The following is a 12,291-nucleotide window of genomic DNA, read 5'->3' as shown; positions in this document are numbered from 1 at the left end:
TGGTTACTTTTACGGGGTATGATGCCAACAGTTACGTTAGGTTATTATTCAAATATTCAAACGCGGAAAAGGTTTTGTCAGTATTCGTCGGTAAGAAGGGCACCATACTATCCCCTCTCCCTTTCAGGGAGAGGGTTAGGGTGAGGGTCAGTGAGATTTAAACCCCGCCGCCGTCATCAGCACCCGGAAAAACATCCCCACCAGCGCCAGCGTTAACACGCTGCCGCCCCAGATAATCACCATCCACATCAGGCGTTTCCAGACAGGTTGATTCATCAGTGATAGCCCTCCCCAGGCTGGACTTTTCCGCGAAAAACGTAGTAGCTCCAGAAAGTGTAGACAAGGATGATCGGGATAATAAACAGCGCCCCCACCAGCATAAAGCCCTGACTCTGGGCAGGCGCAGCGGCCTGCCATAAGGTAATGGACGGTGGAATGATGTGCGGCCAGATGCTGATCCCAAGCCCGCTAAAGCCCAGGAAGATTAACCCGAGGGTCAATACAAACGGCAGATGATGGCTGTGCGGGTTATTCAGGCTACGCCACTGCCACACGCCCAGAACCGTGACCAGAACCGGAACCGGCAGCAGGAAGAACAGGTTTGGCAGGCTAAACCAGCGCTCGGCGATGGCCGGATGCGCCAGCGGCGTCCAGAGGCTGATAACCGCGATAATCGCTAGCAGCGCAAGCAGCAGGCGTTTAGAGACCTGTCGCATCCGGCTCTGCAGTGGGTTTTCGCTTTTCATCACCAACCAGGTGGCGCCTAAAAAGGCATAGGCCACCACCAGCCCCAGGCCGCAGAACAGGTTGAACGGCGTGAACCAGTCGAACGGCCCGCCTGCATAAGCGCGGCCTGAAACCGGAAAACCGTTGATCACCGCACCCACGACCACGCCCTGGGTGAAGGTGGCGAGCAGGGAGCCGCCAATAAACGCTTTGTCCCAGAAGGGGCGGTGCGCGGGCGTCGCCTTGAAACGGAACTCAAACGCCACGCCGCGGAAAATCAGCCCAATCAGCATCAAGGTCAGCGGGATGGTCAGGGCATCGATGATCACCGCGTAGGCCAGCGGAAAGGCGCCAAACAGCGCGGCCCCGCCCAGCACCAGCCAGGTTTCGTTCCCGTCCCACACCGGGGCGACGCTGTTGACCATCACATCCCGATCGTCCGCGTCCTGAATCGCGGGAAACAGAATGCCAATGCCGAGATCAAAGCCGTCCATCACAATGTACATCAGGGTGGCGAAGACGATAATCACAAACCAGATCAGCGAGAGATCGATTCCCATTATGGTGTCTCCTTGGTAGTAAACTCAGTGCTCGCAGCCGAGAGCGGGCGTGCCGGGCGTCCATCGTTTTCGGTCGGGAAGGTCTCTTCTTCCTGCGGCCCCTTTTTAATCAGGCGCACCATGTAGCTGTAGCCGACGCCAAACACCGAGGTGTAGACCACGATAAAGGCCAGCAGGCTGACGCTCATGTGCAGGTCGCCGTGAGCGGAGACCGCGTCTTTAGTGCGCTGTAGCCCGTACACCACCCATGGCTGGCGGCCTACCTCGGTAGTCACCCACCCGGCGAGAATGGCAATGAGTCCCGACGGCCCCATCAACAGGGCAAACCACAGGAACGGCCGGGAGTGGTAGAGCCGCTGCTTATAGCGCAGCCACAGGGCGACGGCACCCAGCAGCAGCATCAGCATGCCCAGCCCGGCCATAATGCGGAACGACCAGAATACGATGGTAGAGTTGGGGCGATCCTCTTTCGGGAACTCCTTCAGCGCCGGAACCTGCTTATCCAGACTGTGGGTGAGGATCAGGCTGCCGAGCGCCGGGATCTCCAGCCCGTAGTGGGTGCGCTCCTGCTCCATATCCGGCCAGCCAAACAGCAGCAGCGGGGTGGGCTCGCCGGGCGGGTTTTCCCAGTGGCCTTCGATAGCGGCAATTTTGGCCGGCTGATGCTTGAGGGTGTTGAGGCCATGCATATCCCCGACCATCGCCTGAATGGGGGCGACGATCAGCGTCATCCACAGCGCCATCGAGAACATGCGGCGAATGGCGGGGGTGTTGTTTCCGCGCAGCAGGTGCCAGGCCGCAGAAGCCGCGACAAACAGCGCGCTGCTGAGGAACGCGGCAATGGACATATGCAGCAGGCGATAGGGGAAGGAGGGGTTAAACGCCACCGCGAACCAGTCCACCGGCACCACCTGGCCGTTGACGATCTCAAAGCCCTGCGGCGTCTGCATCCAGCTGTTCGAGGCAAGGATCCAGAAGGTGGAGATGATAGTGCCCAGCGCCACCATGCAGGTGGCAAAGAAGTGCAGCCCCGGCCCAACTTTGTTCCAGCCGAAGAGCATCACGCCCAGAAAACCGGCTTCGAGGAAGAACGCGGTCAGCACTTCATAGGTCAGCAGCGGGCCGGTAATGCTGCCCGCAAACTGGGAAAAACCGCTCCAGTTGGTGCCAAACTGGTAGGCCATCACCAGCCCGGAGACCACGCCCATACCAAAGTTGACGGCGAAAATCTTCGACCAGAAATGGTACAGCGAGCGCCAGACGGGGTTTTTGCTTTTCAGCCATAACCCCTCCAGCACCGCCAGATAGCTGGCGAGACCAATGGTGATCGCCGGGAAAATAATGTGGAAGGAGACAGTAAACGCAAACTGGATCCTCGCAAGGTGAAACGCATCTAAACCAAACATGCACAGCCTCAAGGTCAATCGGTGTGTCTGTTATGGTAAATCAGCGCAAAAGTGAGTATCAGAGACAGAAATGGGGAATTTATGTATAACAGTTTGAATGAAATGGTGAGTTAACCGGGACTGTTATAGTCGATGGGCTTATTGCCCGGCGGCGCTACGCTTGCACGGGCCTACGGTGGTCATTTTGTAGGCCGGGTAAGGCTTCAGCCGCCACCCGGCATAACGCCCGGCGGCGCTATGCTTGCACGGGCCTACGGGTTGGGCATTTTGTAGGCCCGGTAAGGCTTCAGCCGCCACCCGGCAAAACGCCCGGCGGCGCTTCGCTTGCACGGGCCTACGGGTGGTCATTTTGTAGGCCGGGTAAGGCTTCAGCCGCCACCCGGCATATTGCCCGACGGCGCTACGCTTGCACGGGCCTACGGGTTGGTATTTTATATGCCGGGTAAGGCTTCAGCCGCCACCCGGCATATTGCCCGGCGGCGCTTCGCTTGCACGGGCCTACGGGTTGGCATTTTGTAGGCCGGGTAAGGCTTCAGCCGCCACCCGGCATAACGCCCGGCGGCGCTACGCTTGCACGGGCCTACGGGCTGGCATTTTGTAAGCCGGGTAAGGCTTCAGCCGCCACCCGGCATAACGCCCGGCGGCGGCTTCACGTTTACGCGTCACGCCAGCCCATAGCCGGTGCCACATGCTTAAGAATCGACTCAATCACGTGCACGTTATATTCCACACCCAGCTGATTCGGTACGGTCAGTAACAGCGTGTCCGCTTCGGCGATGGCTTCATCCTGTTTCAGTTGGGCAATCAGCTTGTCAGGTTCGGCGGCGTAGCTGCGCCCGAAGATGGCGCGGGTTTTCTCATCCAGATAGCCCACGCTGTCACTTTCGTTACGGCTGGAGCCGAAGTACATCCGATCGCGATCGTCCATCAGGGCGAAAATGCTGCGGCTGACCGAGACGCGCGGCGTGCGGGTATGTCCCGCTTCGGCCCAGGCTTCGCGGTAGGCGCGGATCTGTTTTGCCTGCTGGATATGGAATGGCTCGCCGGTTTCGTCGTCTTTCAGGGTGGAGCTTTGCAGGTTCATCCCGAGCTTAGCGGCCCATACGGCGGTGGCATTGGAGCCTGCGCCCCACCAGATGCGATCCCGCAGCCCTTCGGAATGCGGCTCAACGCGCAGCAGTCCCGGCGGGTTAGGGAACATCGGCTGCGGGTTGGGTTTGGCAAAGCCTTCGCCGCGCAGCACGTCCAGCAATACTTCGGTGTGACGACGCGCCATATCCGACTCGTTTTCACCTTCGCCCGGCACGTAGCCAAAGTAGCGCCAGCCGTCGATCACCTGTTCCGGGGAGCCGCGGCTGATACCTAGCTGCAAGCGCCCGCCGGCGATCAAATCGGCCGAGCCCGCATCTTCGGCCATATAGAGCGGGTTCTCATAGCGCATGTCGATAACGCCGGTGCCAAGCTCAATCCGGCTGGTTTTCGCGCCAATCGCCGCCAGCAGCGGGAAGGGGGAGGCGAGCTGACGGGCAAAATGGTGCACCCGGAAATAAGCGCCATCGGCACCCAGTTCTTCGGCGGCGACCGCCAGATCGATGGACTGCAGCAGCGCGTCAGCGGCGCTGCGGGTGCCGGACTGCGGCGACGGGGTCCAGTGACCAAATGATAAAAAACCGATCTTTTTCATTCCGGGTTTTCCTGATGTAAGAGAAATAGCGTGATCGTTACTTTACGGATTACGTAAAGAGATGAAATGCCGTTTATTTCACAGAACCCATCAAAAAAATTGAATGAATACAGCGAGTCGCGTAACCGACAGAATTTTAGCGTAAATAACGCTTGCCTCCTTCCTGGATTCATGCGTTAATGCTCTTTCGGTTTGAAATCCAAAAGATATCTAAGCAGTATTTAAAGCATCTCTCATCACGTTGTGCCTCTCCACAGTCGCTCCTGGGTTTTATCTTTACGCTCTGATTAGTTTTGTCTCAGACCCTTTTGCCTTTAAGGCCCATTAGTTTTACGTGTATACGTACAGGAGATTTACATGAGTTCTACTATCCATTTTCGTTGCCCATGTTGTCATGGCTCGCAGTTCCGCACTTCCATTTTTGACGTGTCTGAAAAAAATCCACACGGCGCAAAGTGCATTTTCTGCAAATCGTCCATGATCACCCTCGACCACTTAGCGGCTTCCCGTCATGCCCGCCAGGTGCCGTTTGAGCTGCGTAAGTAATCCAGCCAGGCGCCGTCACGCCTGCTGACATCCCCCTCACACCTATAACAGTTTATTAATTCTGCCTTTTTTCTCCTGCTGATATACTATGGAACGCAGCAAGGAGAACCCGATGAAAAAATACCAGCGCCTGGCGCAGCAAATCATTTCGCAGATCGAACTCGGCGTCTGGCAGCCCGGCGATAAGCTTCCCTCGCTGCGCGAGCAGGTGACCAGCAGCGGAATGAGCTTTATGACCGTCGGTCATGCGTACCAGATGCTGGAGAGTCAGGGCCATATTGTGGCGCGTCCGCAGTCAGGGTATTACGTCGCGGCACGTCCCAGCGGGCAACAGCCGGTGCCGCCCGCGCAGGTGATGCGCGACGAGGCGGTCGATATCAATACCTATATCTTCGACGTCCTGCAGGCCAGTCGCGATCCCTCGGTGGTGCCTTTTGCCTCGGCCTTTCCCGATCCGCGACTCTTCCCCTTACAGCAGCTGAACCGCTCCCTGGCCAACGTCAGCAAAACCGCTACCGCCATGAGCGTGATCGAGAACCTGCCGCCGGGGAATGTCGATCTGCGCCACGCCATCGCCCGCCGCTATGCCCAGCAGGGGATGAATATCTCCCCGGATGAAATCGTTATTACCGCCGGGGCGCTCGAAGCCCTCAACCTCAGCCTGCAAGCGGTGACCGAACCGGGCGACTGGGTGATCGTCGAAAACCCCTGTTTCTACGGCGCGCTGCAGGCGCTGGAGCGACTGAAGCTCAAGGCGCTGTCGGTCGCCACCGACGTGCGCGACGGGATCGACCTCAATGCGCTGGCACAGGCGCTGAACGACTATCCGGTGAAAGCCTGCTGGCTGATGACCAACGGGCAGAACCCGCTGGGCTTTACCCTCAGTGCCGAAAAGAAAGCGCAGCTTATTGCTTTGCTCGCGCAACATAACGTCACGCTGATTGAAGATGATGTCTACAGCGAGCTCTATTACGGCCGCGAAAAGCCGCTCCCGGCGAAAGCCTGGGATCGAAACGACATGACGCTGCACTGCTCGTCGTTCTCCAAATGCCTGGTGGCCGGATTTCGTATTGGCTGGGTCGCCGCCGGGAAACATGCACGCCGCATCCAGCAGCTTCAGTTGATGAGCACCTTATCCACCAGTTCGCCGATGCAGCTGGCGCTGGTGGATTATCTCGCCACCAAACGCTACGACGCCCATCTCAGGCGTCTGCGCCGTACCCTGGCCGACCGCAAACAGCAGGCGTGGCAGGCGCTGCTGCGCCATTTGCCCGCCGAGGTCAAAATCCACCACAGCGACAGCGGCTACTTCTTATGGCTGGAACTGCCCGCGCCGCTGGATGCCGGGGAGCTTAGCGCCCGGGCGCTGGGGCATCAGATCAGCATCGCCCCGGGTAAAATGTTTTCCACCTCCGATACCTGGACGCCGTTTTTCCGCTTTAATACCTCGTGGGCCTGGGGGGAGCGGGAAGAGCAGGCGGTGATCCAGTTAGCGCGGATAATTAGCGAGATGTTAAAAAATCAAAAATAGGTTTTTTGCGCTATTGATCTGCCGGTCTGAATAATTATTTCTTATCCCGTTAATAACGCCGCAATTAAATTGCGGCGTTTTTTATTATCGCTCATAGGAAATATGCATAACCCCTTCGTCTGCTAACCCCTTGTCTATAATCCAGTTACCGGGGAATGCGCCCCCGGTCACAACCTGGTGAAATTTCTCAGGCCTGCCGGGTGCGCCGCAATGGCGCGGTCTACGTTTAATTAAGGAGATATTCTACCGGCACGGCTGCCGTCTGATTTCATTACGACAGGAGTATTACGTATGAGCAAAAAATTTGCCCGTAGCAGCCTGTGCGCGCTCGGCATGACTATTTTGACTGCGCAGGCGGCAGAGCCTCCAAAAGAGATCGGCAAGGGAGAAGGGCGGCTGGATATCATTGCCTGGCCAGGTTATATCGAACGGGGTGAAACCGATAAAAACTACGACTGGGTCACCCAGTTTGAAAAAGAGACCGGCTGCAAAGTTAACGTTAAAACCGCCGCCACCTCGGATGAGATGGTCAGCCTGATGGCGAAGGGCGGTTATGACCTGGTCACCGCTTCCGGCGACGCCTCTCTGCGCCTGATCATGGGCAAACGCGTGCAGCCCATCAATCCCGATTTGATCCCCAACTGGAAAACCATCGACCCGCGCATCGTCAAAGGCGAGTGGTTTAACGTCGACGGCAAAGCGTATGGCACACCCTACCAGTGGGGCCCAAACCTGCTGATGTATAACACCAAAACCTTCCCGACGCCGCCTGACAGCTGGGCTGTGGTGTTTAAAGAGCAAAACCTGCCGGATGGCAAAACCAACAAAGGGCGTGTCCAGGCCTACGATGGCCCGATTTACGTGGCCGATGCGGCGCTGTATGTCAAAGCCACCCAGCCGGATCTGGGCATCACCGACCCCTACCAGCTGACGGAGAAACAGTACGCGGCGGTGGTGAAGGTGCTGAAAGATCAGCACGCGCTTGTTCACCGCTACTGGCACGACACCACCGTCCAGATGAGTGATTTCAAAAACGAAGGGGTGGTGGCCTCCAGCGCCTGGCCGTATCAGGCCAACGCCCTGAAAGGTGAGAATCAGCCGATTGGCACCGTCTTCCCGAAAGAGGGCGTTACGGGCTGGGCGGATACCACCATGCTGCACGCCGACGCCAAACACCCGATGTGCGCCTATAAGTGGATGAACTGGTCCCTGACGCCGAAAGTGCAGGGCGATCTGGCGGGGTGGTTCGGCTCGCTGCCGGTGGTTGCGGAAGGCTGTAAAGCCAGCACCCTGCTCGGCGACAAGGGCTGCGAAACCAACGGCTATAACTATTTCGACAAAATCATGTTCTGGAAAACGCCGACCGCCAACGGCGGGAAATTCGTTCCGTACAGCCGCTGGGTTCAGGACTACATCGCCATTATGGGCGGTCGTTAAGCGCCAGGGAGCGGATTATGACGTACGCAGTCGAGTTTAACGAAGTCTCACGCCTGTATGGCGACGTGCGTGCGGTGGATGGGGTGACGATCCGGATACGTGACGGCGAGTTTTTCTCCATGCTGGGGCCTTCGGGCTCCGGCAAAACCACCTGCCTGCGCCTGATTGCCGGTTTCGAACAGCTGAGCGGCGGCACGATTTCCATTTTCGGTAAAGACGCCAGCCTGCTTCCGCCCTGGGAGCGCGACGTCAACACCGTCTTTCAGGACTATGCGCTCTTTCCCCACATGTCGATCCTTGAGAACGTGGCCTACGGGCTGATGGTTAAAGGGATCAACAAATCCACCCGCCAGGCCCAGGCGCGGGAAGCGCTGGAGAAGGTCGGGCTCAGCTTTGCCGAAGCGCGCAAGCCCTCGCAGCTCTCCGGTGGCCAGCGCCAGCGGGTGGCGATTGCCCGGGCGCTGGTCAATCAGCCCCGGGTTTTGCTGCTGGATGAACCTCTCGCCGCGCTGGATCTCAAGCTGCGCGAGCAGATGCAGTTCGAGTTGAAAAAACTGCAGCAGGAGCTGGGGATCACCTTTATTTTCGTCACCCACGATCAGGGCGAAGCGCTGTCGATGTCTGACCGGGTGGCGGTGTTTAACAACGGGCGTATTGAACAGGTGGATACCCCGCGCGAGCTCTATCTGCGCCCGCGCACGCCCTTTGTCGCCAGCTTCGTCGGCACCTCGAACGTCTTTACCGACGCGACGGCACGGCGCGTCTGCGGCATGTCCGGCAGCTACTCCCTGCGCCCGGAGCATATCAGTCTGGACGGGCAGGGTGAAATTCAGGTACAGGGCCAGGTGCAGGCGGTTCAGTTCCAGGGAGCGGCCACCCGCTACGAGCTGCGTCTTGCCGAAGGGGAGAAACTGCTGGTAAGCCAGGCCAACCTGAGCGGTTTGACCCAGGTTTCGGGGGTTGAGCCCGGCCAGCTGGTCACCGCCTCGTGGGCGCGCGACGCCATGGTGCCGCTGAATGAGGAGGGGTGAGATGGACATGAGCGTGTCACCTCCACCGGCCTCCCACGGCCTGCCGGGGCGTCTGTCGGCGCTGTTCTGGCGCAGGCCGTCGCTGGGTCTGTTTTTACTCCTGCTCGGGCCGCTGATGTGGTTCGGTATCGTCTATCTCGGGTCGCTGTTTGCCCTGCTGTGGCAGGGGTTCTACACCTTTGATGACTTCACCATGGCGGTGACGCCAGATCTGACCTTCGCCAACATCCGCGCGCTGTTCAATCCCGCCAACTACGACATCATCCTGCGAACCCTGACGATGGCGATTGCCGTCACCATCGGCAGCGCCATTCTGGCCTTTCCGATGGCCTGGTATATGGCGCGCTACACCAGCGGGAAGTGGAAAGCGTTCTTCTATATCGCGGTGATGCTGCCGATGTGGGCCAGCTATATCGTCAAGGCCTACGCCTGGACGCTGCTGCTGGCGAAAGACGGCGTAGCGCAGTGGTTCCTCAGCCATATGGGGCTGGAGCCGCTGCTGACCTCGCTGCTGACGGTGCCGGGCGTGGGTGGCAGTACGCTCTCCACCTCCGGGCTGGGGCGCTTCCTGGTGTTCATCTATATCTGGCTGCCGTTTATGATCCTGCCGGTGCAGGCGGCGCTGGAGCGTCTGCCGCCGTCGCTGCTGCAGGCCTCGGCTGATCTGGGTGCCCGTCCGCGTCAAACCTTCCGCTATGTCGTCCTGCCGCTGGCGATCCCGGGCATCGCCGCCGGGTCGATTTTTACCTTCTCCCTGACGCTGGGCGACTTTATCGTACCGCAGCTGGTGGGTCCGCCGGGCTACTTTATCGGCCAGATGGTCTACTCCCAGCAGGGGGCGATTGGCAATATGCCGATGGCGGCAGCCTTTACCTTAGTGCCGATTGTGCTCATTACTGTTTATCTGGCGTTCGTGAAGCGCCTGGGAGCCTTTGATGCACTCTGAACGCGCGCCGCTGTTTCTGAAAATAGCCACCTGGGGCGGGGTGATCTTCCTGCACTTCCCGCTGCTGATTATTGCCATCTATGCTTTTAATACAGAGGACGCGGCGTTCAGTTTCCCGCCCCAGGGGCTGACCCTGAAGTGGTTCAGCGCCGCAGCAGGGCGCAGTGATATCATCGAATCCGTGACGTTGTCACTCAAAATCGCCGCGCTCTCTACCGTCATTGCGCTGGTGCTGGGCACTCTGGCGGCCGCGGCGCTGTGGCGTCGGGATTTCTTTGGCAAAAACGCCGTGTCGCTGATGCTGATCTTGCCCATCGCCCTGCCGGGGATTATTACCGGTCTGGCGCTGCTGACGGCCTTCAAAACCATCAACCTGGAGCCCGGTTTCTTTACCATCATTCTCGGTCACGCCACGTTTTGCGTGGTGGTGGTGTTCAATAATGTGATTGCCCGTTTCCGGCGCACATCCTGGAGCCTGGTTGAAGCCTCTATGGATCTGGGCGCGAACGGCTGGCAAACCTTTCGTTACGTGGTGCTGCCGAATCTCGGATCGGCGCTGCTGGCGGGCGGGATGCTGGCGTTTGCCCTGTCGTTCGATGAGATCATCGTGACGACCTTTACCGCCGGACACGAGCGGACATTACCGCTGTGGCTGTTAAATCAGCTCGGACGCCCGCGTGATGTCCCGATAACTAACGTGGTGGCACTGCTGGTGATGCTGGTGACCGCCATTCCAATTCTGGGGGCCTGGTGGCTAACCCGCGACGGCGAAAACCTAGCCGGAAGCGGCAAATAACATTGATTTCAACAGGAAAATGCTATGCAAACTCAACTGCTGATTAATGGTGAACTGGTCAACGGCGAAGGGGAAAAGCAGCCGGTCTATAACCCTGCCACCGGCGAGGTGCTGCTGGAGATCGCCGAAGCCTCGGCGGCTCAGGTGGATGCCGCCGTGCAGGCCGCCGACCGGGCGTTCGCCAGCTGGGGACGTACCACGCCGAAAAGCCGCGCCGAATGCCTGCTGAAACTGGCGGACACCATTGAAGACAATGCCGACGCCTTAGCCGGGCTGGAGTCGCAAAACTGCGGCAAGCCGCTGCACTGCGTTAAAGGCGATGAGATCCCGGCCATTGCCGATGTGTTCCGCTTCTTTGCCGGGGCGGCGCGCACCCTTCACGGCTCGGCGGCGGGAGAATATCTTGAGGGGCATACCTCGATGATCCGCCGCGACCCGGTGGGGGTGGTGGCGTCAATCGCACCCTGGAACTATCCCCTGATGATGGCGGCGTGGAAGCTGGCCCCCGCGCTGGCCGCCGGTAACTGCGTAGTGCTCAAACCGTCCGAGATTACGCCGCTCACGGCGCTCAAACTGGCGGAGCTGGCAAAAGATATCTTCCCGGCCGGGGTCATCAACGTCCTGTTCGGCCGGGGTAAAACCGTTGGCGACCCGCTCACCGGGCACGACAAGGTGCGAATGGTGTCGCTCACCGGTTCAATCGCTACCGGGGAGCACATCATCGGCCATACCGCCTCGACGATTAAGCGCACCCATATGGAGCTGGGCGGCAAAGCGCCGGTGATTGTCTTTGACGATGCCGATCTCGACGCCGTAGTGGAGGGCGTTCGCACCTTCGGATTCTACAACGCCGGGCAGGACTGCACCGCCGCCTGCCGCATTTACGCCCAGAAAGAGATCTACAATGCGCTGGTTGAAAAGCTGGGAGCTGCGGTCTCGAGCTTGAAAATCGGCGCGCCAGATGACGAAAGCACCGAACTGGGCCCGCTAAGCTCTCAGGCGCACCTGGATCGGGTGTGCAAAGCGGTGGATGAGGCAAAGGCGCTGGGGCATGTACAGGTGATCACCGGCGGCAGCAAGCACGACGGCAAAGGCTACTGGTTCCAGCCTACCGTGCTGGCGGGGGCGAAGCAGGAGGATGCCATCGTCCAGCGGGAAGTCTTTGGTCCGGTGGTGAGCGTAACGGCGTTCGACGATGAAGAGCAGGTCCTCAACTGGGCCAACGATTCACAGTACGGGCTGGCCTCTTCGGTATGGACCCAGGACGTTGGCCGCGCGCACCGCGTCAGCGCCCATCTGCAGTATGGCTGCACCTGGGTCAACACCCACTTTATGCTGGTGAGTGAAATGCCTCACGGCGGGATGAAAATGTCGGGCTATGGCAAGGATATGTCGGTGTATGGCCTGGAGGATTACACCGTGGTTCGCCATATCATGATCAAACACTGATCCTGCGTTTCCGCCGCTTGCAGCCCTTGCAATCGGCGGGAACGGAATATATTTTTTTAAATACAATACTTTGGTGAATATATTAAAATGACCACGTTGCCACCTGGAAAATATATCGTCTGGTTTTATTAAATATTTCCTAAATAAAATTTTGAGCGGGCCGATAGAGTAGTCAGACC

General features: G+C 58.8%; 12 protein-coding genes. 7 read left to right on the top strand and 5 right to left on the bottom strand.

Features of this window, described 5'->3' with window-relative positions:
• Positions 1–147 precede the first annotated feature (147 nt).
• From FHN83_RS23980 to FHN83_RS23960, 5 genes are all read right to left on the bottom strand, one after another.
• Entirely contained in the window at positions 148–276 is a 129-nt protein-coding gene (locus tag FHN83_RS23980; protein ID WP_139565189.1) for a DUF2474 domain-containing protein, read from the bottom strand.
• Positions 276–1,286, bottom strand: a complete 1,011-nt coding sequence (gene cydB, locus FHN83_RS23975; RefSeq protein WP_139565188.1) for a cytochrome d ubiquinol oxidase subunit II — start codon at positions 1,284–1,286, stop codon at positions 276–278. The genes FHN83_RS23980 and cydB overlap by 1 nt, the downstream gene beginning before the upstream one ends.
• The gene (locus FHN83_RS23970) at positions 1,286–2,692 is read right to left on the bottom strand and encodes a cytochrome ubiquinol oxidase subunit I (RefSeq protein ID WP_139565187.1); all 1,407 of its coding nucleotides are present in this window, start codon (positions 2,690–2,692) and stop codon (positions 1,286–1,288) included. Before FHN83_RS23970 ends, cydB begins: the two co-directional genes overlap by 1 nt.
• 138 nt (positions 2,693–2,830) lie before the next feature.
• Positions 2,831–3,040, bottom strand: a complete 210-nt coding sequence (locus FHN83_RS23965) for a hypothetical protein (protein WP_139565186.1) — start codon at positions 3,038–3,040, stop codon at positions 2,831–2,833.
• A gap of 307 nt (positions 3,041–3,347) precedes the next feature.
• Positions 3,348–4,376, bottom strand: a complete 1,029-nt coding sequence (locus FHN83_RS23960) for an LLM class flavin-dependent oxidoreductase (RefSeq protein WP_139565185.1) — start codon at positions 4,374–4,376, stop codon at positions 3,348–3,350.
• Positions 4,377–4,733: 357 nt separating this feature from the next.
• Between FHN83_RS23960 and FHN83_RS23955 the strand changes: the two genes are divergently transcribed.
• The 7 genes from FHN83_RS23955 to patD all read left to right on the top strand — a co-directional run bounded on the left by FHN83_RS23955 (position 4,734) and on the right by patD (position 12,112).
• The gene (locus FHN83_RS23955) at positions 4,734–4,922 is read left to right on the top strand and encodes a hypothetical protein (RefSeq protein ID WP_039028652.1); all 189 of its coding nucleotides are present in this window, start codon (positions 4,734–4,736) and stop codon (positions 4,920–4,922) included.
• Between the two features lie 112 nt (positions 4,923–5,034).
• A complete protein-coding gene (locus FHN83_RS23950; RefSeq protein ID WP_139565184.1) occupies positions 5,035–6,453 on the top strand; it encodes a PLP-dependent aminotransferase family protein in 1,419 nt (472 codons plus the stop codon).
• A 291-nt stretch (positions 6,454–6,744) separates the two neighbouring features.
• On the top strand, positions 6,745–7,890 hold the full coding sequence (gene ydcS / locus FHN83_RS23945) for a putative ABC transporter substrate-binding protein YdcS (RefSeq protein WP_139565183.1): 1,146 nt from the start codon (positions 6,745–6,747) through the stop codon (positions 7,888–7,890).
• 17 nt (positions 7,891–7,907) lie between these two features.
• A complete protein-coding gene (locus FHN83_RS23940; RefSeq protein ID WP_139565182.1) occupies positions 7,908–8,921 on the top strand; it encodes an ABC transporter ATP-binding protein in 1,014 nt (337 codons plus the stop codon).
• A 1-nt stretch (position 8,922) separates the two neighbouring features.
• Positions 8,923–9,867, top strand: a complete 945-nt coding sequence (locus FHN83_RS23935) for an ABC transporter permease (protein ID WP_139565181.1) — start codon at positions 8,923–8,925, stop codon at positions 9,865–9,867.
• Entirely contained in the window at positions 9,857–10,663 is an 807-nt protein-coding gene (locus FHN83_RS23930; protein WP_139565180.1) for an ABC transporter permease, read from the top strand. Before FHN83_RS23935 ends, FHN83_RS23930 begins: the two co-directional genes overlap by 11 nt.
• 24 nt (positions 10,664–10,687) lie before the next feature.
• Positions 10,688–12,112 carry an aminobutyraldehyde dehydrogenase gene (gene patD / locus FHN83_RS23925; RefSeq protein ID WP_139565179.1) on the top strand — a complete coding sequence of 475 codons (1,425 nt, stop codon included), beginning with the start codon at positions 10,688–10,690 and terminating at the stop codon, positions 12,110–12,112.
• The last annotated feature ends 179 nt before the right edge of the window (positions 12,113–12,291 follow it).

The organism is Leclercia adecarboxylata, from assembly GCF_006171285.1.
Lineage (GTDB): Bacteria > Pseudomonadota > Gammaproteobacteria > Enterobacterales > Enterobacteriaceae > Enterobacter > Enterobacter barmai.
This window is presented reverse-complemented; position numbering and strand designations above follow the sequence as displayed.